General features: G+C 34.7%; 18 protein-coding genes. All 18 read left to right on the top strand.

Annotated elements, in window-relative coordinates; translation table 11 throughout:
- The first annotated feature begins 4 nt into the window (after nt 1-4).
- The gene (locus TETH514_RS02025) at nt 5-412 is read left to right on the top strand and encodes a cytidine deaminase (RefSeq protein ID WP_003867517.1); all 408 of its coding nucleotides are present in this window, start codon (nt 5-7) and stop codon (nt 410-412) included.
- Between the two features lie 32 nt (nt 413-444).
- Nucleotides 445-1,614, top strand: a complete 1,170-nt coding sequence (locus tag TETH514_RS02030; RefSeq protein WP_009051779.1) for a phosphopentomutase — start codon at nt 445-447, stop codon at nt 1,612-1,614.
- Between the two features lie 15 nt (nt 1,615-1,629).
- Complete coding sequence (locus tag TETH514_RS02035) at nt 1,630-2,925, top strand: pyrimidine-nucleoside phosphorylase (RefSeq protein WP_009051778.1); 1,296 nt, start codon at nt 1,630-1,632, stop codon at nt 2,923-2,925.
- Nucleotides 2,926-3,046: 121 nt separating this feature from the next.
- Nucleotides 3,047-4,693, top strand: a complete 1,647-nt coding sequence (locus TETH514_RS02040; protein ID WP_009051777.1) for a methyl-accepting chemotaxis protein — start codon at nt 3,047-3,049, stop codon at nt 4,691-4,693.
- Between the two features lie 122 nt (nt 4,694-4,815).
- Nucleotides 4,816-5,763 carry a hypothetical protein gene (locus TETH514_RS02045; protein WP_009051776.1) on the top strand — a complete coding sequence of 316 codons (948 nt, stop codon included), beginning with the start codon at nt 4,816-4,818 and terminating at the stop codon, nt 5,761-5,763.
- A gap of 450 nt (nt 5,764-6,213) precedes the next feature.
- A complete protein-coding gene (nagE, locus tag TETH514_RS02050) occupies nt 6,214-7,614 on the top strand; it encodes an N-acetylglucosamine-specific PTS transporter subunit IIBC (protein WP_009051775.1) in 1,401 nt (466 codons plus the stop codon).
- 112 nt (nt 7,615-7,726) lie between these two features.
- Nucleotides 7,727-8,212 (top strand): PTS glucose transporter subunit IIA, encoded by a 486-nt coding sequence (locus tag TETH514_RS02055; protein ID WP_009051774.1) that lies wholly within the window; start codon nt 7,727-7,729, stop codon nt 8,210-8,212.
- A gap of 17 nt (nt 8,213-8,229) precedes the next feature.
- Nucleotides 8,230-9,057, top strand: coding sequence for a glucose PTS transporter transcription antiterminator GlcT (gene glcT, locus TETH514_RS02060; RefSeq protein ID WP_003867510.1), 828 nt, complete (start codon nt 8,230-8,232; stop codon nt 9,055-9,057).
- A 131-nt stretch (nt 9,058-9,188) separates the two neighbouring features.
- Nucleotides 9,189-10,340, top strand: a complete 1,152-nt coding sequence (gene nifV, locus TETH514_RS02065; RefSeq protein ID WP_003867509.1) for a homocitrate synthase — start codon at nt 9,189-9,191, stop codon at nt 10,338-10,340.
- A gap of 24 nt (nt 10,341-10,364) precedes the next feature.
- Nucleotides 10,365-12,284, top strand: coding sequence for an aconitate hydratase (locus tag TETH514_RS02070; protein ID WP_009051773.1), 1,920 nt, complete (start codon nt 10,365-10,367; stop codon nt 12,282-12,284).
- 534 nt (nt 12,285-12,818) lie between these two features.
- Complete coding sequence (locus TETH514_RS02075) at nt 12,819-13,940, top strand: winged helix-turn-helix transcriptional regulator (RefSeq protein ID WP_009051772.1); 1,122 nt, start codon at nt 12,819-12,821, stop codon at nt 13,938-13,940.
- Between the two features lie 310 nt (nt 13,941-14,250).
- Nucleotides 14,251-16,263, top strand: a complete 2,013-nt coding sequence (locus TETH514_RS02080; RefSeq protein ID WP_009051771.1) for a hypothetical protein — start codon at nt 14,251-14,253, stop codon at nt 16,261-16,263.
- Nucleotides 16,264-16,530: 267 nt separating this feature from the next.
- Nucleotides 16,531-17,826, top strand: coding sequence for a transporter (locus tag TETH514_RS02085; protein ID WP_009051770.1), 1,296 nt, complete (start codon nt 16,531-16,533; stop codon nt 17,824-17,826).
- Nucleotides 17,827-17,905: 79 nt separating this feature from the next.
- Entirely contained in the window at nt 17,906-19,411 is a 1,506-nt protein-coding gene (locus TETH514_RS02090; protein ID WP_009051769.1) for a DUF4127 family protein, read from the top strand.
- A gap of 25 nt (nt 19,412-19,436) precedes the next feature.
- The gene (locus tag TETH514_RS02095; protein ID WP_009051768.1) at nt 19,437-20,117 is read left to right on the top strand and encodes a hypothetical protein; all 681 of its coding nucleotides are present in this window, start codon (nt 19,437-19,439) and stop codon (nt 20,115-20,117) included.
- A gap of 24 nt (nt 20,118-20,141) precedes the next feature.
- Nucleotides 20,142-22,289, top strand: coding sequence for a hydantoinase/oxoprolinase family protein (locus TETH514_RS02100; RefSeq protein WP_009051767.1), 2,148 nt, complete (start codon nt 20,142-20,144; stop codon nt 22,287-22,289).
- 4 nt (nt 22,290-22,293) lie between these two features.
- The gene (locus TETH514_RS02105; protein WP_009051766.1) at nt 22,294-22,824 is read left to right on the top strand and encodes a hypothetical protein; all 531 of its coding nucleotides are present in this window, start codon (nt 22,294-22,296) and stop codon (nt 22,822-22,824) included.
- A gap of 8 nt (nt 22,825-22,832) precedes the next feature.
- The gene (locus tag TETH514_RS02110; protein ID WP_009051765.1) at nt 22,833-24,170 is read left to right on the top strand and encodes an FAD-dependent oxidoreductase; all 1,338 of its coding nucleotides are present in this window, start codon (nt 22,833-22,835) and stop codon (nt 24,168-24,170) included.
- The last annotated feature ends 8 nt before the right edge of the window (nt 24,171-24,178 follow it).

Consider the following 24,178-nt stretch of genomic DNA (forward strand, 5'->3'; position numbering starts at 1 on the left):
TAAAGTGGAATATAAAGATTATGAGAAGCTTGTGGAATTAGCGAAAGATGCAAGGGAGAAGGCCTATGTGCCTTACTCCCACTTTAAAGTAGGTGCATGTGTTCTTACTGAAGATGGAAAAGCTTACCAAGGATGCAATATTGAGAATGCTTCTTATGGTCTTACCAATTGTGCAGAAAGGACAGCACTTTTTAGCGCTTATGCAAATGGAGATAGAAAATTAAAAGCAATTGCTGTAGTTGCAGATACTGAAGGTCCTGTTTCTCCTTGTGGTGCATGTAGACAGGTAATGATGGAATTGGGTGGAGAAGACATGGTTGTTATATTGAGCAACATGAAAGGCGATTATGCTGTTGTCACTGTTAAAGATTTGTTGCCAGGTGCTTTTACCTCAAAAGATTTAGAGAAATAATACGGACATAAGTTCATAGAAGAGGTGGTAAAATGTTCAAAAGAGTCATACTAATAGTTTTGGATAGCGTAGGAGTAGGAGAATTGCCAGACGCTTATAAGTTTGGGGATGAAGGTTCAAACACCTTAGGCCATGTGACAGAAAAGACAGGTGTTGAACTTCCTAATATGGGGCGATTAGGGCTAGGGAATATAATTCCTTTAAAAAGCGTTCCTGAAAACCCTAACGCTATTTGTGGATATGGCAAGATGGCTGAAAAATCAGCAGGGAAAGATACTACTACAGGTCATTGGGAGATAGCAGGACTCTTTATTGAGAAACCTTTCCCTACTTATCCCCATGGTTTTCCTGATGAAATTATCAAGGAATTTGAAAAAAGAATTGGTAGAAAAGTTTTGGGAAATAAGCCTGCTTCAGGTACGGAAATAATAAAAGAGCTGGGAGAAGAACATGTAAAAACAGGATATCCTATAGTTTATACTTCTGCTGATAGCGTATTTCAAGTAGCAGCCCATGAGAATGTCATACCTCTTGAAGAGCTTTATAGAATTTGTGAAATTGCCAGGGAAATACTAAAAGGAGACCATGCGGTAGGAAGAGTCATTGCAAGGCCTTTTACCGGTACTCCTGGAAATTTTGTGAGAACAGGAAATAGGAGAGATTTTTCGTTAAAGCCTTTTGAGCCTACTATATTAGATATGTTAAAAGAAGATGGATATGAGGTTTTTGCTATAGGAAAGATTGAGGATATTTTTGCTGGGCAAGGAATTACTGGGAAAAATCATACGACAAACAATGACGAGGGCATTACAGCTACTATAAAAGCGATGGATGAAATTAAAAATGGGTTAATTTTCACAAATTTAGTTGATTTTGATATGTTGTATGGCCATAGAAATGATGTAGAAGGATATGCAAAAGCTTTGAAACATTTTGATAACAGACTTCCAGAAATTATGGAAAAACTCACAAAGGAAGATTTACTAATTATAACTGCTGACCATGGTTGTGACCCTACTACTGAAAGCACAGACCATTCAAGGGAATATGTGCCACTATTAGTTTATAGTCCTTTAATGAAACATGGAGTTAATTTAGGAGTAAGGAGCACATATGCAGATATTGCTGCCACAATAGCTGAAACATTCAGGGTTGGTCCTACAAAGCATGGCACATCTTTCTTGAAGGAATTACCTTTATGAGTGGGGGTATGATTTATGCGGATGTATGACCTTATAATGAAAAAGAGAGACGGTGGAGTTCTTACAAAAGAAGAGATTGATTTTATAATCTCTTCTTATACCAAAGATTATCTTCCTGATTATCAGATGAGCGCTTTGGCAATGGCTATATATTTTAGAGGAATGACGCCAGAAGAGACTGCACATCTTACTATGGCTATGGCTTACTCTGGCGATGTGATGGATTTATCAGCCATTAAAGGAATCAAAGTGGATAAACACTCAACTGGTGGTGTAGCTGACACTACTACACTAGTGCTTGCTCCGATGGTAGCAGCCTGTGGAGCGCCTGTTGCAAAAATGTCAGGAAGAGGTTTAGGACATACCGGTGGAACGATAGATAAACTTGAGTCAATACCAGGAATGAGAATAGAACTCAGCGAAGAGGAGTTTACTGACAACGTAAATAAATACGGCATTGCTATTATTGGGCAGACAAAAAATCTTACACCTGCTGATAAAAAGTTATATGCGTTAAGGGATGTTACTGCAACAGTAGATTCTATTCCACTTATTGCAAGCTCTGTTATGAGCAAAAAGATTGCAGCAGGTGCAGATGCCATAGTATTAGATGTGAAAGTGGGTAGAGGAGCTTTTATGAAAGATTTAGAAAGCGCCAAAGCCCTTGCTAAATTGATGGTAGATATCGGTAATTCTGTTGGTAGAAAAACTGTGGCGCATGTTACAAATATGGATTACCCACTTGGGCTTGCGATAGGAAATGCTCTCGAGATAATAGAAGCTGTTCAAGTTTTAAAAGGTCATGGTTCTAAAGATTTATTGGAAGTATGTATGCTTTTGGGTTCTGATATGCTTCAAATTGCAGGTGTTGCAAAAGACGATACAGAGGCGAGGGCAAAACTAAAAGAAGTGCTTGATAGCGGAAAAGCCCTACAAAAATTTAAAGAATTTATAAAAGCACAAGATGGAGATGAAAGAGTAGTTGACGATTTTTCACTTTTACCACAGGCTAAGTATGTAAGACCTTGGATTGCCGACAGGGATGTATATATAAAAGACCTGATGGCTTTAGATTTAGGCCTTGTAGCGATGAAGTTAGGAGCGGGAAGAGAAAGAAAAGAAGACAAAATAGATTTAGCAGTTGGTATAATGTTAGGGGGAAAAGTTGGAGATATAGTTAGAAAAGGTGAGCCTATTGCTACAATATATGCTAATGATGAGGGTAAAGCTGAATGGGCTTTAAATGAAATTAAAAAGTATATTCTTCTCTCTGATGAGCCTGTGGAAAGGCCAACATTAATATTTGAGTAACAAAAAGCGGTTCTTTTTAGTGTTTTGTAAGAAGAACCGCTTATTTCTATTAAATTTTTGCCGATTTAAACCGATAAATAAATACGGAATTTTTATTTTTAGTTAGAGGGGAGAAGTGTAAATGGGAAAAACTATTCGAGCTCAGGTTGTGCGATCTTTTGTAATTATAGGCATTTTAACAGTTATACTTTCGGTGATTGTGAATTTAGGACTTATAAATACTATTAACAACATTGAAAAATTAAGAAAATATGTGGTAAATCAAGTCATTAACGTGTCAAATGCCCAAGTTCAAATTGCGGTATTAAGTGGCAATATTCAACAAACTTTAAATGACTATATGAATGGCAATGCGACAAATTTTTCCGTTGGAGTTCCAATTAGTTCGATGGAGACCTACATTGCTAATATCCAAAATAGCTTAGATGACTATAAAAATACCAAGAATTACGACTCACTTAATAAAAATTTATTGCTAATTAAAGAAGGTATTCAGAACCTAAAGAAAGCAGTAAATGAATTACCCGAAAAGTATGACTCTGTTAATGATAGCGACAAAGTAGTAACTATTACTTATTATTTGAATCATATACAAAGTGCTTTGAATGATTTTAGTTCTACATATTCCCAGGGCTTTTTACCCTATTTTAATCAAATGATAGAAAATAATAAAAGAAATTTTTACATATCACTAGGAATGAGTATTGTAATACTATTGATAATTTTAATTTATGCAGCGATAATAATAAGAAAATTAAGGAAATATGCAAAACTTATTAATTCTGAAATCATAAATGCAGAAAAGCAATCAGAAGAAGTCATGAATTACGCGGTAAACATAAGAAACAAATCAGAAGAAAATACTATGAACATAACTTCTTCAAAACAAGGTTTAGAGGATTTAGTGAATGGGATTAACATAATTTCAGAAAATATAAATGAAGTTGCTGAGTCTATTACTAAAGTTTCACAGACTAATGAAAATTTGTCACAAGTCTCCGATAAACTTATGAGAGACATGAATGAAGCAATGATGAGAATCAAAGAAATAGAAGAAAATGCAAACAGGCAAGGAGAAGAAGTTAAATCATTAATTGAATCTTTACAAGAAAGCTTGGAAAACTCCAAAAATACTTCAAAACAACTGAATGAACTAGAGAAAAGAATGGGTGGTATAAAAGATATTCTTTATTCAATATCAGATATAGCGGAACAGACGAATCTTTTGGCACTTAATGCGGCAATTGAAGCAGCAAGAGCTGGAGAAAACGGAAGAGGATTTGCAGTTGTGGCAGAAGAAATAAGGAAACTTGCAGCGCAATCGACAGAAAGTGTAGAAAGAATAGGAGAAATAATAGAATCTCTTACCCAATTTACAAGAAATACTGTGGATAATGTCATCAAAAACATTGATAATTCTACAAAAGCATCTCAGGAGGTAAATAAAGTATTAGATATATTTGAACAGACAAAAGAAGGGTTTGACAAAGTCGCTGATATTATTAGTGAAATTTCTGTTGCGGCAGAAGAGACGGCTGTAAGTTCTAGTCAAACGCTGCAGGCCATGAAAAACGTAATGGCAGCATCACAAAATATATCTGCACAAGTAGAAGAATTACTTGCCTCATCTGAGCAGCTTCTTGCAGAGATAAATGTAGTAGATGAAAATAATTTAAAAAATCTTGAACACATAAAAGAACAAGTTGAATATGCAGAAAATCAAAAAGCTAATATGCAGAAAATTACAAGTATAGTGATGCAGTTGTAATAATTGACATACACTACTTTATGGTATATAATTTAGTTAAACAGCGTGCGACGGGTTACGGCATGAGCTGGGAAGGTAGCTATTACCTTGCCAGCTTTTAATTTTATGAGAGGAGGATTTTTATGAAAAGGATTTTTGAGCTTACAATGATAGACATTGATAGAATGGACAAAAATACACTCATTGAAACAATCAAAACTTCCGAAGGAAGGACGGTAATGGCAGAGACTATTGTAACAGTTCCACCGCTGGTTTATGGAGTATCAAACATGGAGCTTGCAGCGGCTTTTGGCAGTGATATGATTACGTTGAATTTTTTTGATTTTCAAAAACCATTTATTTTTGGCATAGATGACGTAGAAATAAACTTTTCAGCTGGGCCTTCCGAATTACAAAAAATAGTCGAAATAGCCTCCAAAAACGCAGAAGATTTTGACTACATCAAGAGAGTTAAAAAAATTGTTGGAAGGTTTATAGGTGTAAATATAGAGCCTGTTCCTGAAGGAGTAGAATATGTAGAGGGACGAAAATTAAATAAAGAAAATCTTTTAAAAGCTAAAGAATACGGATTTGATTATATCGTTATAACTGGGAATCCCAATACAGGAGTAAGTGTAGGCACGATAATAAAAGGAATAGAATTAGCAAAAGAGATTTTGGGTGAAAATATGATGATTATTGCCGGAAAAATGCACGGTGCTGGCTCAGGAAACATATATGAAGACAAAATTTTAAAAGATTTTGTGAAAGCAGGTGCCGACTGTGTTTTGATACCAGCGCCTGGTACTGTTCCAGGAATTGATTTAAATCTTGCAAAAAGACAGATAGATGCAATACATCAAGTAGGTGCATTAGCAATGACTACAATTGGCACCTCACAAGAAGGTTCACAAAAAAGCACAATAGAATTTATCGGGGTTCAATCAAAAATGGCAGGGGCAGACATACAGCATATAGGAGATGCAGGATATGCAGGAGTAGCACTTCCTGAAAACATAATGGCACTGTCTATTGCCATAAGAGGAGTAAGGCATACTTATAGGAGAATGGCATATTCTTTGAATAAGTAATTATGGTTATAAAAAAGGCCTATGATGAATTCGCCATAGGCCTTTTTACACTCTTTTGAATATGTCTTTTAAATTTATAGTGAGGTCATCGAAGATACTCACTTTTATGCTATTGGCAATGGCATCAGTACAACCTCCAGGTTAAATATATTTTCAACTTATTGGTTAATTTTATTATAAAATTATTTTTCAAATAATTCAATGAAAAACGAGGATGCGACTTAAAGATATATGCGAAATTATAATAAGGCAGTGTAAAATTTAAGTAGGTGCCTAAGAAGGGAAAATTAGTTATTGACAAACTGTAAAATAGATTATATAATATTCGTAAACGAATACTAAATTACGGCGTGTTACTGCAAAAGCAGGCATGAGCCGGTTGAGGTGTTATTACCTTGCCGGCTCTTTTTGTATTAAATGCCTGAAAAATAAAAATAAGGAGGTTTTTGTATGAAGTGGTTAGCAAGTGTTCAAAAACTTGGTAAAGCCTTAATGCTTCCAGTTGCAGTTTTACCTGCAGCAGCATTGCTTTTAAGGCTTGGAGCACCTGATGTTTTCAACATTCCTTTTATCATGCAGGCAGGTGCAGCGGTATTTGACAATTTACCCCTCATCTTTGCTATAGGTATTGCAATAGGTTTTGCAGAAGGGGACGGAGTTGCGGCTCTTGCTGCAGCGGTAGGCTATTTTGTACTGACAAAAGGTGCTACCACAATAAACAAAGACATCAATATGGGTGTTTTAGGCGGTATATTGATGGGTATCATCGCAGGTTATTTGTATAACAAATACCATGATATTAAACTTCCTGATTTCTTAGGTTTCTTTGGAGGAAAGAGATTTGTTCCAATTGTAACGGCATTTGCTGCAATTGTACTGGCACTTGTGATGGGGTATGTATGGCCTCCAATACAGAATGGCATATATGCGCTTGGTGAGTGGATAATTGGCGCAGGAGCACTTGGAGTATTTGTATACGGTGTGCTAAATAGGCTTTTGATTCCTTTTGGACTTCATCACGTTATAAACAGTCTTGTCTGGTTTGTTTTTGGTACATTTAAGACAGCAGCTGGCGAAGTTTTAACTGGCGATTTAAACAGGTTCTTTGCAGGAGACCCGACTGCAGGTATCTTTATGGCCGGATTTTATCCGATTATGATGTTTGGACTTCCAGCAGCAGCACTGGCTATGTGGGCAGCAGCTAGGCCGAATCAAAGAAAAGTTGTGTCTGGTGTGTTAATAAGTGCAGCTCTTACAGCCCTTTTAACGGGTATTACTGAACCCATCGAATTTGCATTTATGTTCTTGGCACCAGTACTTTATGTCATACACGCCCTTTTGACAGGTTTGTCTCTCACTATAACTTATATTCTTGGAATAAAAGCTGGTTTTGGTTTTTCGGCTGGTCTTATTGACTATGTATTAAGCTATGGCATATCTACCAAACCGCTCTTACTTCTTTTGATAGGTATCATATACGGAGCAATATACTATGTAATTTTCTATTACGTAATAGTAAAATTCAATTTGCCAACTCCTGGCAGATTAGAAGAAGAAGCAACAGATCAGTATAAAGAATTGTCAAAATCAGAAATTGGAGGTATTGCTGCACAATACGTAGAGGTATTGGGTGGAGCAGAAAATATACAGTCTTTGGAGGCTTGCATAACAAGATTGCGCTTGACTGTAAAAGACGATACAATAATAGACGATGATAAACTTAAAAAGTTAGGGGCGACAGGCGTAATGAGAATGGGCAAAAATGCATTGCAAGTAATTGTTGGTACAAAAGCTGATTTGATTGCACAAGAAATGAAAAAACACATGAAAAAAGCAGGAGGTAAAATTTAAGGTGAAAATGTTTTAGGCGGCCGTAAACTGGCCGCCATCAAAATTATTTTAAGAAGTTTGAAATATATGGGTATAATAAGATATTATTAAAATACAGAAAGGGATGGTATACATGTTTAACATATTTAAAAAGAAAAAATACGTAGATATATATTCTCCTATTAATGGTATATTATTAAAAATTGAAGATGTGCCAGATCCTGTATTTTCTCGAAAAATGGTAGGAGATGGAGTGGCATTAGAACCCACAGAAGGTATTGTATATTCACCGGTTAATGGAACTCTTATACAATTATTTCCTACAAAACATGCTTTGGGAATAAAAACAGAAGAAGGATTAGAAATACTAATTCATATTGGGATGGACACAGTAGAAATGAAAGGAAATGGATTTGAAAGTTTTGTTTCAGAAGGTGAAAAAGTGAAAATAGGAAATAAGTTGCTTAAATTTGATATGGAATTGGTTAAAAAAGAACATCCCTTGACATCTCCAATTATTATTACTAATATGGATATAGTGGATAAAATTGTAAAAGAATCTTATGGTGAGGAAGTAAAAGCAGGAAAGACAAAGATTATGAGAGTATACCTCAAGTGAAAAGTGAGGTATTAATTATGTATCAAGTGGTAAAAGTTCTTAACAATAATGTGTGTATGGCAAAAGACGATAAAGGTATGGAATGCATAGTCGTTGGAAAAGGTATAGGATTTGGCAAAAGACCAGGTGATATTATTGAAGAAGATAAGTTGGAAAAAATATTCTATGTACAAGAAGATGTTAATAAAATTAAGTTTTCTGAGTTGATGGAAAAGATAAGAGGAGATGTAATAGGTATTGCAGAAGAAATAATAGCGATGGCAGAAAAAATAAAAGGCAAAAAACTTAATGAGCATATACACATTGCACTTGCTGATCACATTGCCTTTGCGATTGAAAGAATAAATATGGGAATAGAAATAAAAAATCCTTTTGATATAGAGATAAAAGCTTTATATAAAGATGATTACAATATTGCATTAAAAGCGTTAGAATTGATAAATCAAAGACTTAACATTTCACTTCCTGAGGATGAGGCGGGTTTTATAGCTCTTCACTTGCATGCTGCTTTAGAAAATGCTGGTTTATCAAATACTGTGAAAAATACCAGATTGGTATCTCAATTAGTGTCTACAATTGAAAAACACTTAGGTAAGTATATTGACAGAGATTCAATTGATTATATAAGGCTTGTAACCCACTTGCGGTTTGCTATTGACAGAGTAGAAAAAAATGCCCCTGTGACAAACGAACTTTTAGTATCAATAAAGAAGAAATTTAAAAAGGCTTACAATATAGCAATGCAAGTATCAAAAATAATAGAAGACACCCTCCAAAAGAAAGTTCCTGAAGAAGAAACAGGATATATTGCAATACACATTCAGCGATTAATCAATACTATTTAACAAACCCGAACTAAATTTGCTTTTAGTTCGGGTTTTGCAATTTTTATAATCTAAAATTGCAAAATACTATTGACTTTAAGAGGAGATACATATAAAATATGTTATAAAGAGTTTTTGAAGGGGGAAGTTCGATGACTCTTAAAAAGGGTAAGAAAGTATACATTGTTGACACAACTTTAAGGGATGGAGAGCAAACTGCAGGAGTTGTGTTTGCAAATAATGAAAAAATCAGAATTGCGCAAATGTTAGATGAAATTGGAATAGATCAATTAGAAGTAGGTATTCCCACAATGGGAGGAGACGAAAAAGAAACAGTTACAAAAATTGCAAAGCTTGGATTGAATGCCAGCATAATGGCGTGGAATAGAGCGGTTGTAAAAGATGTTCAAGAATCTTTAGAATGTGGTGTTGATGCTGTTGCAATCTCTGTGTCTACTTCGGATATTCACATTGAGCACAAGCTTAAAAAGACAAGGCAATGGGTTTTGGACAATATGACTGAAGCAGTGAAATTTGCTAAAAAAGAAGGGGTATATGTTTCTGTCAACGCAGAAGATGCATCTCGTACAGATATGAACTTCCTTATTGAATTTGCGAAATGTGCAAAACAAGCAGGAGCCGATCGTTTGAGATTTTGCGACACCGTAGGATTTTTGGATCCTTTTAAAACATATGATATGGTCAAAGCAATAAAAGAAGCTGTTGACATTGATATTGAAATGCATACCCACAACGACTTTGGAATGGCTACTGCAAATGCTCTTGCGGGTATGAGAGCAGGAGCTAATTTTATAGGAGTTACTGTAAATGGCCTTGGCGAAAGAGCCGGAAATGCTGCTTTAGAAGAGGTTGTAATGGCATTAAAGCACGTCTACAAAATAGATTTAGGAATAGATACAACTAGATTTAGGGAAATTTCCGAATACGTTGCTTTAGCCTCAGGAAGACAGTTGCCAGCATGGAAAGCTATAGTTGGAACAAATGTCTTTGCCCATGAGTCAGGTATTCATGTAGATGGTGCCCTTAAAAATCCTCACACATATGAAATATTTAACCCTGATGAAGTAGGCCTTGAAAGGCAGATTGTGATAGGCAAGCATTCTGGCACTGCGGCTCTTATAAATAAGTTTAAAGAATACGGCAGAGTTTTAACAGAAGAAGAAGCAAATTTGCTTTTGCCGCATGTCAGAAAATTAGCTATACAGCTTAAGAGGCCGCTTTTTGACAAAGAGCTTATGTACCTTTATGAGGATGTTATCAAAAACAGAGAAAAGGCTATATAAAATTATGTTACAGGAGTGAAGGCAATGAATCTTACGCAGAAAATACTATCTTCTCACCTCATCGAAGGAGAAATGGTGAAAGGTCAAGAAATAGCCATTAAAATTGACCAAACTTTGACTCAAGACTCCACTGGTACAATGGCGTACCTACAGTTAGAAGCTCTTGGAATAGATAGGGTAAAAACTGAACTTTCGGTTGCTTACATTGACCACAATACATTGCAGCAAGGTCCTGAAAATGCTGATGACCACAAATACATCCAGACTGTTGCAGCAAAATACGGCATATATTTTTCAAGACCGGGCAATGGAATTTGCCATCAGGTACATCTCGAAAGATTCGGAAGGCCTGGGAAAACTCTTTTAGGTTCTGATAGCCATACGCCAACAGCAGGTGGGTTAGGAATGTTAGCTATAGGAGCAGGTGGATTAGATGTTGCTTTGGCTATGGCGGGAGAGCCTTACAGGATTATTATGCCTTCCATTGTCAATGTAAGGCTTACTGGGAAACTTAGACCTTGGGTATCGGCAAAGGATGTAATATTGGAGCTTTTAAGGAGACTGACTGTAAAGGGTGGCGTTGGGAAGATTTTTGAATATTCAGGGGATGGGGTAAAAACCCTATCAGTGCCCGAAAGAGCCACAATTGCTAATATGGGCGCGGAATTAGGGGCTACTACATCAATTTTTCCATCGGATGAAAGGACGTATGAATTTTTAAAAGCCCAAGGAAGAGAAGAGGTATTTGTGCCTTTGGCTGCCGATGAAGATGCAGAATACGATGAGGTCATTGAAATAAACCTTGATGAACTGGAACCTTTAGTAGCACTTCCTCATAGCCCTGATAATGTTGTAAAAGTTAAAGACGCAGGAAGGCCAAAAGTTGACCAAGTTGCTATAGGGTCCTGCACAAATTCCTCTTATGCTGATTTGATGAAAGTTGCTTCCATATTGAGAGGCAAGGTTATTCTAGAACATGTAAGTCTTGTAATTGCTCCAGGTTCAAGACAAGTTCTTAACATGCTTGCAAAAAATGGTGCACTTTCAGACCTGATATCGGCAGGTGCAAGAATACTCGAAAGCGCTTGTGGCCCCTGTATTGGTATGGGGCAAGCCCCTGCAACAGGTGCAATTTCGATTAGAACCTTTAATAGAAACTTTTACGGCAGAAGTGGTACAAAGTCGGCATCAGTATACCTAGTAAGCCCTGAAGTTGCTGCTGCTGCAGCTTTGACAGGGTATTTAATAGATCCGAGAGAGTTAGGGGAAGCACCTGAAGTACCTTATGTGGAGAAATTTGAAATTAATGACAATATGATTATAAAACCGCCAGAGGATAGGGAAAAGGTGGAGATAATAAAAGGACCTAATATAAAGCCATTCCCTCTCAATACACCTCTTTCTGATATAGAAAAGAGGGTACTTATTAAAGTAGGAGATGACATAACTACAGACCATATAATGCCTTCAAATGCTAAGTTGTTGCCCTTAAGGTCTAATATCCCTGAACTTGCTAAACATTGCTTCGAAATAATAGATGAAAACTTTTCTAAGAGAGCGATTGAATGGGGCGGTGGCATAATTGTCGGAGGAAGCAATTACGGACAAGGCTCCAGCCGAGAGCACGCAGCATTGGCTCCGCTTCAACTGGGAGTAAAGGCTGTCATAGCAAAGTCATTTGCGAGAATACACAAAGCAAACCTTATAAATAGTGGAATTCTTCCTCTTACTTTTGTAGATGAAAAAGATTATGAAGACATTGAGGTTGGGGATGTTTTAAAGATAGAAAATGCTGTAGAACAAGTAAGAAGTGGTAAAAAAATCATAATAGTAAATGTCACAAAAGGAAAAACATTTGAAGTAACTCTTGATGTTTCGGATAGAAACAGAGAGATATTAATAGCAGGCGGTATGATAAATTTTGTAAAAAGTAAAAAGAAATAAAACAAAGGTACTTGCTTTAAAGTAAGTGCTTTAGAGTAACAACAAACCCCACTTTTTATGAGCTTAAAAAGTGGGGTTTAGTTTGTATTTGGATGTAATTGTACATAATCTGATAAATATTTAATAAGAGCCATGCAAAGGTGGTGCATTCTAGCTCTTTTTTATAGTCATGAAGCTGCACAAATTTTGTGTAAATCAATTAAACATCTTTTGTTTTTTATATTGACAAAGCGACATGGTAATATAGATGTCATAGGCTAAAGTAAAAAAATGGCTTTAATTAATATAAAATTGAAACGCAGAGTTGATACATTAAAAAATTTTTATTTTTTAATGAGGTTAAGAAGGATTTTTAAAAATAATGTAGAATATATATATTACAAACTTATTTATTTTAAATTAATAAGCCGAAATAGAACAAGAAATATTTTGATAAATACTAACTAATTTAATTTAAATAAGTATTATAAAAAGTAAATAAAGAAACCTAACGAGGTCTATTTTATAAAATGACGAAAATAATAGGAGGTTATTATGGCTTTTAATAGTAAAGTATCAAAAGAACTGAATAAAGAACTGATTCTATCCTGTATAAGAAATGAAGAATTTATTTCAAAAATTGAAATTTCAAAAATTACTGGTATTAGTCTACCGTCTGTATCAAAAATAGTGGATGAGTTAGTGGAAGAGGGAAAAATAATACAATCGGGTATAGGTGATTCATCGGGAGGTAGAAAGCCTGTTCTGTATAAATTTAATAAGAATTTTGGATACTTTAGCACCGTGATTATCAATAAAACTGATATGAGCGTTTATTTAATGAACTTATATGGTGATATCATTGCAAAGGATAAAATAAGTGTAAATGGTGCAGATGGTAATGATTTAGTATTTTCTATTGTTAGCGGAATTACACGTATTTTAAGCAGTTATAACATATTTGTTGACAAACTTTTAAACATTTGCATAGCTGCACCTGGATATTTTGATTATATTGAAAATAGATTTTTAATAAAAGGAATACAATCTCTAAAAGATGTTGATTTACATGAAAAATTAAGTAAAAAATTTCCGAATGTTAAAATTAAATTTGCAAGTGATATTCATATGATGGCACTTGGGGAATGGTCAAAAGTAAAGAATAAAGCCGAAAAAAAGAGAATTGTTGTAATAAATATAGACAGAGATCTGAGAGAAAATGCTTGTTTTGCAATTGTAGATAATGGGAATATATTAAAACCAGGGAGAGGATACCTCGGAAGAATTGAAGAAAGTATGATATCTTTAGTTGATATTAATATATTGAGAAAAAACGGATACGAAGAAATTGGGAAATTAATTAATGATTTTAAATCTAATAAAACACGAGCTATAAATCTTTTGATGAATTTGGTGGATTTTTTAACAAAAATAATAAAACACATCCAGCATTATATAGATCCAGACTGTATTATATTTCACGGATATATAGGACATCAAGGTTTAATAGATATTGTTAAAGCAAAGCTTCAAGGAGATAATTTATTATGTGATATTCAGAAATCATTACTTAACGAAGAAGCTACATTATATGGTTGTATAGAGGAAACTCTATCAACTTTATTTAACCAGTATGAAATGCCGATAAAAATCCACAATGTGGATTTTTATAAATAAAATAGTTAAATCCAAAATAAAGCAAATATCAAAGTAAAAAATATCATTATTAGCAATTAAATAGTAAATTAAGCCTTGATATGAGTTTAAACATGGAACAAGTAAAATAGTAAAATAGTAAAAAATACAAAAACAACAAAGACAAAACTTAATACGCCTGCTCGATTTTAAAAGAGTGCTAAGCATGTTAAAGCAAAAAGTAAGCTATTAAGCAAAAGTTGTACTTTAAACAGTTAAAATTTAGCGAAAAATGAGATTTAAAAAGCTTAATTGAGTTAATCACAAAATAGGGAGATGGGAGGAAGTGAAAATGAAAAGGTTATTTACCTTGGTGCTTATGGTTTTACTTATTGTTGGCATGTTGCTTTCCAAGGTGGTAGCGGAAGAAGGCTATAAAGGTTATGGCGAACCTACCCCGGAGGTTATGCCTGAAAACAAAAGCCATGCCGAGGATATCCATTGGATAAGGATAATGAATGATTTTAACGGAGCCATTGAAGTAAGTTATGATAAGGGTAGATCCTGGATCCCTGTGGGCAAAGTTGTTCAGCCTGCCGTAAGGAACAATCCCAATGGCTACCGGGCCAGTGGCTGGGCCAAGGTAGGTCAAGTGGCAGCTTCGGCTACTAATGCTATACATATTAAAGTAGGCCATAATGACCAAGATCCTGCGTTTCCAGAAGGGAGAGGAGTAATGGTCAGTATATTGCCAGAAGAATTTTTCTCACCTCCGCCGAATTACGGTTCTTATACCGCTGCAGATTCCGGTATTTGGACCAATATTCCATCAGGTACCTACATCTTTTCAAAAGAACTTGCTCCCTTTGTAGGGAATGAAGTATATTTAGAAAGAGATGGAAAACTAGTTTCATTGCCGGAGAATTGGGTTCCTGCTCCTAAAGATGTGCTGGTAATAAAGGTAAAAAAACCCGTGTTATATCCTAGGGAAATAATATTTGAAAACCGTATAGACGGGAAAGTTGAGATAGTCTATCAGGAAGGTAGGACTATCCGAACTAAAACCATTGCCAGAGTTATAAAACCGGTAGAAGGTGTTGGCAGGTTCGAAGGGACTCTTTACACAGGCTTATCGAAAGTTAGAGCAAATCATACAGGCGTGATATGCATAAGTACCGCTCCTGTGTTTAGGGGAACGTTGGATCAGGCAGGGGAAAACGACAAAGGTGGTTTTCAGATTTTGCCAGTCCATCATTCATTCAGTCCAGAAATGGGAAATGCCTGGGTATTAACCCAGTGGATGATTATAGGGCCCTTGGATGAAAATTCTCCATCCCCTGACGGTGTGGCACCGCTTTTTTCACGCTATTTGAGACCAAGGTATGATGTAGAGGTTAGGTTCAACAATGGTTTATGGGAACCATTGCCAGCTCTAACAGGTCGTCAGGATGAAGCTCTAAAAGATATGACACATGTAAAAATTTTGTTTCCTCAAGTAGAGCAGAAAATTCCTGTAGATATACCTATACCTACTATAAATTCTATTCCAGAGAGCAGCAAAGAAGCAAATATAAGTATTTCAGGGGAATCTTATCCAGGTACTAAAGTAGAAATTTATGTGAATGGTATTAAGCAAAAAGAAGCAAAAACTGGTTCAGATGGTATATTTATAGATAACATAGTATTGTCAAGGGGAGAGAATATTATACAGGCAAGAGCTGTGGACCCTGCAGGAAGAGTAAGTGAATTTTCTGCAGAAAGGAAAGTGATTCTTGAAAATGTTCCTCAACCGCCAATTTTGGATATTCCAAAGTCGCCTACTAATTATCCAATTATAAATGTCTCAGGGAGAGCTGAACCTGGCTCAATTATTACTTTAACGATATACAACGAAAATACTGCTGAAACAACAAAAGTAACTGATATAAGAGCTAATGAAGAAGGTATATTTAGTTCACAAGTATATCTTTTAGAAGGAGTAAATGTAATTACGGCAGAAGCTATATATAGTGATGGTACAAAAAGCTTACCGTCGTCTCCAATTAGAGTGATTCTAGATACAATTCCTCCAATTATTTCTGATATGTATCCAGCTGAAGGAGAAGTTATAAATACAACTACACCTCTTATTTCTGCCAGAGTGTATGATGAGGGTAGCGGGCCTGTATATTTTGCAATTAAATTAGATGGTGTGTCAAGACCTGTTACATACGATTCAAAAAATAACATTATGTTTTACCAGGTTACATCACCTCTTGCACCAGGGCCTCATACATTGGCTTTCTATGTAAAAGATGCAGCCGGGAATTCAACTAGGGTGCCTCAGATCGGCGAGTATGTATTTTATGTTGAAAGTGGCAATTAAATTTCAATGTCTACTATTGTTAATGCAAAAAATTTAAATTGAATTAGATGTTTCTTCTAATTTATAACAAGGATTTTAATAAAAATAATAGACATTTTGGATTTATTTGATTTTTCAAAGGGATTCCTATCTATAGTTTTCTTTGCTGAAAATACTGGAAAACAAATAAAAACAAGGGAATCCCTTTGGAAATAAATATGGAATCCTTCAATCAGTATGAGTTTTGAGGGATTCGCGAAACTCAATAAAAATTTAAGGAGGGTTTTTATGAGTGTCCAAGGTATTTTAATCATTTTAGTGTTTGTCTTCTTTGCGTACTTAATGGTTACACAAAAAATGCCTGCGCTTTTAGCACTACCATCAATGGCTATTGTTATTGCTATAATAGCTGGGATGCCTTTAAATTACATTTTATCGAACATAATAGGTGCTGGAGCTGTGAGGCTTCAAAGCGCAATGGCTGCTGCAATATTTGGTGCAATTTTAGCGCAGATAATAAACAAAACAGGAATTTCTGAAAGCATTGTAAGAACTGCTGCAGAATTAGGGGGAGACAGGCCGATTATCGTTGCATTAGCAATAACCTTTGCAGTTGCTCTTATATTTACTTCTCTCGGAGGCTTAGGATCTGTAATAATGGTAGGAACGATTGTTTTACCCATTTTAATATCAGTAGGAATTGAACCAGTTATTGCTGCTTCATTGTTGCTCATGGGGTTAAATTTAGGAGGTTTATTTAATGTTATGAACTATGCTTTTTACCAAAGTGCTTTAAACCTTGATATGGCAACAATAAAAAGCTTTGCCTTAGCTTTTGGAATAATTGCAGCAGTTGTTCTTTTATTGTTTATATTTATCAATGTACCGAAAAAGAAGACTGTTACTGCTTGGGCAATGCCCACAGAAACTCAGGAAGAAAAGCCTCGCGCTTCTTGGTATGCTCTTTTGACGCCAATCATACCCGTTTTACTCCTTTTCATATGGCCATTAATCTTTAAAGATGCAGAAGGCAAACCAATTCAGATAGATATAATATCAGCAATGTTAATAGGTATTCTTTATGGTATTTTGACAACAAGACCCCGCGAAATAAAAAATCTACTTACAAGTTCAATAATTGAGGGGATAAAGGATGTCGCACCTGCACTAGGTTTGATGATAGGGATTGGTATGCTTTTACTCGCTGTTATGGATAAAACAACTGCAGCACTAATTTCTCCAATTATTTCCAAAATTTTACCAACTTCAAAAATTGGATATGTATTATTTTTTGTGATACTATCACCATTGGCACTTTACAGAGGACCTTTAAACTTATGGGGACTAGGGAGTGGTGTTGCTGCCCTCATGATTTCAGCAGGTATATTACCTCCTCAAGCTATTATGGGTGCATTGATTGCTACAGGCAATATTCAAGGTGTGTGTGACCCTACTAATACTCATAACGTTTGGACTGCATACTTTACAAATACAGATACAACAACCATTCTGAAGAAGACATTACCATATATGTTAATTGTTGTATTGTTAGATATTATATATGTAGCGCTTTTTAAATGGTAAAAAGAAGGAAAAGGGGGAGGTTATTCCCCCCCCTTTATAGGATAATATAACTATAAATTTTTTGAGGAGGGCAGATACAGTGCTAAAGATAGCGTATATTCCGCTTGACAACAGACCCTGCAATTATGATTTTATATTAAAAGCAGCTAAAATCAAGGGAATAGATATTATTACACCGACTGAAGAAAAGCTGGGTAAATTTACTACTCATGGGGATGTAGAATATATAAGAAAGTGGTTGATGAATCTCCGTAATGTAGATTATCTTATTTTATCTATAGATATGTTAGCCTATGGTGGTTTAATTGCAAGTAGAGAAATGAATTTAAATGTTGTTCCGTATGGGTTTGCAGAATCTATTAGAGAGTTTAAAAAGAATAATAGTAATTGCAAGGTATATGCCTTTAATATAATTATGAGAACATCTATAAGTGTGAAAGACGAAAAAACATATGAATATTGGAAACTGATTAATGAATATTCTTCCCTAGCTTATAATGAACACGAAAATTTTAGTAGAATAAAAGAGCTTGAAAAGATAATTCCTAAGTCTATTCTTGATGGTTATTTAAAAGCCAGAAGACGCAATCATGAAGTTAATAATATCTCAATCGATTTGGTAAATGAGGGAATAATAGATTTTTTGGTTTTAGGTCAAGAAGATTGTGATAAAATAGGAATTCATCTTTTAGAGCAGGAAAGACTGCTTACAAAAATAAGAGAATTAGGTCTTGAAGAAAAGATAATGATGATGCCAGGTGCTGACGAGTTTGGTCAGATTTTATTTGTAAGGGTATTGAATGATATTTCAAGAATGAAAATTGGAAGGTTAGTGTATGATAATGATCGTCTAAGATATGTAGTAGCACAATACGAAAACATACCAATTTACGAAACTTTAGATTTGCATATCAAAGCCGCTGGTTTTGATATAAATGAAGTAAATGATCAGATAATTTTATATATAATAACGCCTAAAATATTTGATGACATTATTTGGATTGATGATGACCATTATAAATATCTTGAAGGTGTTAAAGCTGAAGATATTTATATAAATGATGAAGAACTAGATGCCTATATAAAAAATCACAAAATTATAATATTTGATTTATGTCATGCCAATGGAGGCTGGAAAGAACTTATTTATTTTCTTTCGAAAAACAACTTATTACATGAAATATATGGATATACAGCCTGGAATACGGCTTCAAATAGTATTGGGACAGGACTCTTATTTTATGCTTTGTTATATGAAGAGAATAAGGACAGTAAATTATTTCTTGAATTTCTTATAGAAAGGTTTTATGATGACTTTTTATACCAAAGCATAGTTCGCCCAAAAATAAATAAAATTTTACAAAAGGAAGGAGAAAATATCCATTTATTTAGAGAGTTTAAATACAATTATAATATAATATTATGTGAACTTATGAAAAAACATGATGAGATTATTAAGAAATCAATATTAAATAAACCTATTAAGATTTTAGAAAATTTGCAAATAAAAGATTATCACATTGAATGCTCTTTTCCATGGAATAGGACATTTGAAATAAAAGTGGATGTTAAAGTTCAAATATAAATTTTTCTAGAGGGGTGATATTATTATGAGATTGATTGAAAGGTTAAAAAGCAATAAAATGACACTTATTGTTAGTCTCCCTCAAAATACTTTAGAACTTGCTTTGGCGGCAGTCAATGGTGGTGCCGATGCAATTAAGGTCCATACAAATGTTTTTCATAGAGCAAGTGGCAATAGGTTTCCAAGACTAATAGAACAAGTAGATATTCTAGAGGAAATTGTAAGAAAAGTCAACATACCTGTAGGCATTGTGCCAGGGGGAGATGAATCTTGTATTGAAAAAGAAGAAATTAAAATATTAAAAGATATTGGTTTTGACTTTATATCAATGTTCGTTCATCATATGCCCTTATATATTTATAAATCGGGGCTTACAATAATGTCTGCGATAACGAGAGATTATACTATTGATGAAATAAAGACATTGAACTATTTAAATGTTGATATAATTGAAGCGGATATGTTACCGGATGATAAAAGCGATACTATTCATTTAGCAGATTTAATGAGGTATAGAGAAATAGTTGAATGTGTCAATAAACCGGTAGTTGTACCTACTCAAAGGATTATTCTACCTGAAGAAGTAGAAGATCTTTATAATATTGGTGCTAAAGGTTTTATGATTGGTGCTGTTGTTACAGGCAACAACCCAGAACAAGTAGAAAAAGCTACAAGTGAATACAGAAAAGCTATTAACAGGCTTTAGTATAATTTCCATAAGGAGGAGATAATGTTGAAAGTAAGAATCGGTATAGATGTTGGAGGAACATTCACAGATGCGGTTGCCATAGATAATGACACTTATGAATTAATAGGGACAGTAAAGCTTCCCACAACTCATACTGCAAAAGAGGGAGTCGCGAAAGGCATTATTGATGTACTTAAAAAACTTATGGATGAGTACGACATTAAGCCAGGAGATATCTTGTTTATAGCTCATGGTACAACACAGGCAACAAATGCATTATTAGAAGGTGATGTTGTTCCTGTTGGCATTATAGCTGCAGGGAGGGGGATTGAAGGTATTAAAGTAAAAAGCGATACAAATATACAAGATATAGAACTTGCACCAGGTAAAATATTAAAGATTGTAAATAAATATGTTGAATTAGACGACGAATTTGAAAAAAACGTAGAAATGAAAATCGAAGAGTTAAAGACGCAAGAGATAGGAGCAGTTGTTGCTGCTCAAGCCTTTTCAGTGGACGATCCAACAACAGAGAATAGAATAATAGAGATTGTAGAACAAAAAGGACTTCCGGTGACAGCAACGCACGAAATAACAAAGCTATACGGATTAAAAATAAGGACAAGGACCGCAGCAATAAACGCATGCATACTTCCCAAAATGATAGAAACAGCAAACATGACAGAAGAAAGCGTAAAGAAATCCGGCATAAAGGCACCTCTTATGATAATGAGAGGTGACGGAGGAGTAATGAGTATAGCAGAAGTGAGAAAAAGACCAATACTTACCTTGCTTTCAGGACCTGCTGCAGGTGTAGCGGGTGCCCTTATGTATGAAAAAATATCTGATGGCATATTCCTTGAAGTTGGAGGAACAAGTACAGATATCTCTGCAATAAAAACAGGCAAAGTAATGGTAAACTATGCGGAAATTGGAGGGCATAAAACATATCTTAATTCTCTTGACGTAAGAACGGTAGGAATAGCAGGGGGAAGTATGATAAGGCTTGGTGACAAAGATATAGAAGACGTTGGACCCAGAAGTGCTCATATTGCAAATTTACCTTATGCAGTCTACAGCGATCCAGAAGAAATAATAGAACCTGAAATAGTATATATAAAACCAAAAAAGAACGATCCTGATAATTATGTTGCAATCAAAAGCAAGAATGGAAAAGTATTTGCAGTAACTGTATCCTGTGCAGCAAACGTATTAGGATATGTAAGACCAGAAGATTATGCCTATGGTAATGTAGAAGCTGCAAGAAGGGCCTTAGAACCAATTGCGAAAAAACTTAATAAAACAGTTGAAGAAGTAGCAAAGAAAATTATGGACATTGCGAGCATGAAAGTAATAAAAGTTGTTGAACAACTTCTTACTGATTACAAACTTGACAAATCTACTACAGTACTTGTAGGTGGGGGAGGAGGAAGTGCATCAATAGTTCCCTATGTTGCAAAAATGATGGGTATGGACCATAGAATAGCCAAAAACGCCCAGGTGATCTCTACAATAGGTGTAGCACTTGCAATGGTAAGAGAAATAGTAGAGCGTACCATACAAAATCCTACTGAAAAAGACATATTGTCAATAAGAAACGAAGCAAAAGAAGCAGTGATAAAATCGGGAGCATTAGAGGAAACAGTAGAAATATATGTAGAAATAGACTCACAGAAAAATATAGTGAGGGCAATTGCGACAGGAGCTACAGAGTTGCGTTCGAAGGACATATTAAACAGGAATTTAGGACGAGAAGAAATAAAGAAAATAGCAGCTCAATCAATGAAGCTCGAGTCAGCAAAAAACGTTCAAATAATCGATGAAACAGGTTCAATGTATATCGTAAAAGGCATAGAAAACAAGAAGAAATTTTTTGGATTGTTATCACAAAAAATAGAAAGCGTAATGGTAATAGACAAAGAAGGAGTTATAAGACTTAACAAAAATAACGGTAAAGTATATAGAACAAATATAACAAACTTTGAAAATTATTTAAACAAAGCATTAGAACAAAACATATTTTACGGTGATGGTGGAGCTGAAATTCCTGACTGCTTTATCATACTACCAAATAGAATAGTAGACTTATCAGGACTTATTGACAAAGAACAAATAATTTCACTGGCGAAGGTAGAAATAGGCGGTTTATCTGATAATGACCGGATACTCATATTATTAAGTAAAAGGTGATGAAATGATACCATCTGTATTTCTTGATAAACAACAATTAATTAGCCAGGAGTTAAAATTTGATATTTATTACAATAGGATATCTGAACTTAATCTTAATGATATACTAGAGATGGCATGGGATAGAGGAATCAAAGAGGCAAAAAAAATAAAAGACAAAAATATAAGGCAATTAATATTTCAAGAAAATATACTTGTAGAAACTGATGAAAAAAGTTATAATCCTGATTATGCTATTTTTAGTGATTATAACAGTGGAGAAAAAAAGATTACCCTTTATAAAAAAAATATACAAAACATATTTGTTCCTTCTATACCGGATAACTATATTTTTTGGAGAGATTACGAAAAAGTTGTAGATTTATTTCTGACCCATGAATATTTTCACCATTTAGAGACCAAATATATTGGATTAACAAGTGAAATAAAAAAAATACAGATAAAAATCGGGCCATTTGTTCTAAAAAGAAAATTGAGAGCCTTGAGTGAAATAGCTGCACATGCATTTGTAAAAGAATTTTATGATATATGGTAGGTGATAGAATGAAACTATATGACGTAGTTGTTGTTGGTGGTGGCGTATCAGGTACAGTTGCAGCAATAGCATCTGCAAGAAATGGAGCTCAAACTCTTCTAATTGAACGATATGGATTTCCTGGTGGTACGCTTACAAATATGGGTGTTGGTCCTATGATGACGTTTCATGCGGGCGATAGACAGGTTGTAAAAGGAATACCACAAGAGATAGTAGATAATCTTGTGAAAGTTGGTGGAAGCCCCGGCCATGTGATTGACACAACTGGGTTTGTAAGCACTGTAACACCTTTTGATGTAGAACTTATGAAATATACTTTGCAAAAGATGCTTATAGATAGTGGTGTAGAAATACTATTTCACAGCTATTTATCGGGCGTTGAGATGGATGGAAGCAAGATAAAATCAATTAAAATTGTGAACAAATCAGGGGAAATGACTATAAAAAGCAAAATTTATATAGATTCAACAGGAGATGCAGACCTTGCTATAAGGTGTGGCGTTAATTATTTATTAGGAAGACCTCAGGATAACTTGACACAACCGATGACAATGAATGTGAGAATAGGCAATGTAGATATAAAAAAAATAAAAGAATATATGCTAAATAATCCAACTGAATTTAGAATGGTAGATAAAGAAAAAATCATAAAAGCAAAAAGACTATCGGTAAACGGCTTTTATTCTATATTAAAAGAGGCAAGAAAAAAAGGAGAAATAAATTTTGAAAGAGACATGGTATTATTTTTTGAAACAAATACACCGGGTGAAGTTATAGTAAACATGACAAGGGTACAAAGGCTAAATGGTACAGATATAGAAGATTTAACTAAAGGTGAAATAATCGGCAGAAGCCAAGCCATTGAGTTGTTTAACTTTATGAAAAAAAGAATACCTGGTTTTGAAAATTGCATATTGATTTCAACAGGTCCGCAAATAGGAGTGAGAGAAACTAGAAAAATAGTTGGTGAATATATATTAACAGCTGAAGACCTTGTTTCAAACAAGCGTTTTGATGACTGCATTGCAAAAGGAGGTTATCCTGTTGATATACATTCTCCGGAGGGTGAGGACGTTGTTTACCTGAAACTTAAAGAGGGAAGTGATTATGATATACCATATAGAAGTTTGTATAGTAAAAAAGTAGATAATTTACTTGTGTCAGGCAGATGCATATCATCAACACATGAAGCAAATGCAGCAATAAGAGTTTCCCCAATTGCTATGGCAACTGGGCAAGCGGCAGGGACAGCCGCAAGTATAGCAGCAAAAGAAGATATAAAAGTTTCAAATGTTGATGTAGAAATGTTGAGAAACATTTTATTAAAGCAAGGGGCTTATATTTAATGGTACCA

The sequence above is a fragment of the Thermoanaerobacter sp. X514 genome, from assembly GCF_000019065.1.
Taxonomy (GTDB): Bacteria; Bacillota; Thermoanaerobacteria; order Thermoanaerobacterales; family Thermoanaerobacteraceae; genus Thermoanaerobacter; species Thermoanaerobacter pseudethanolicus.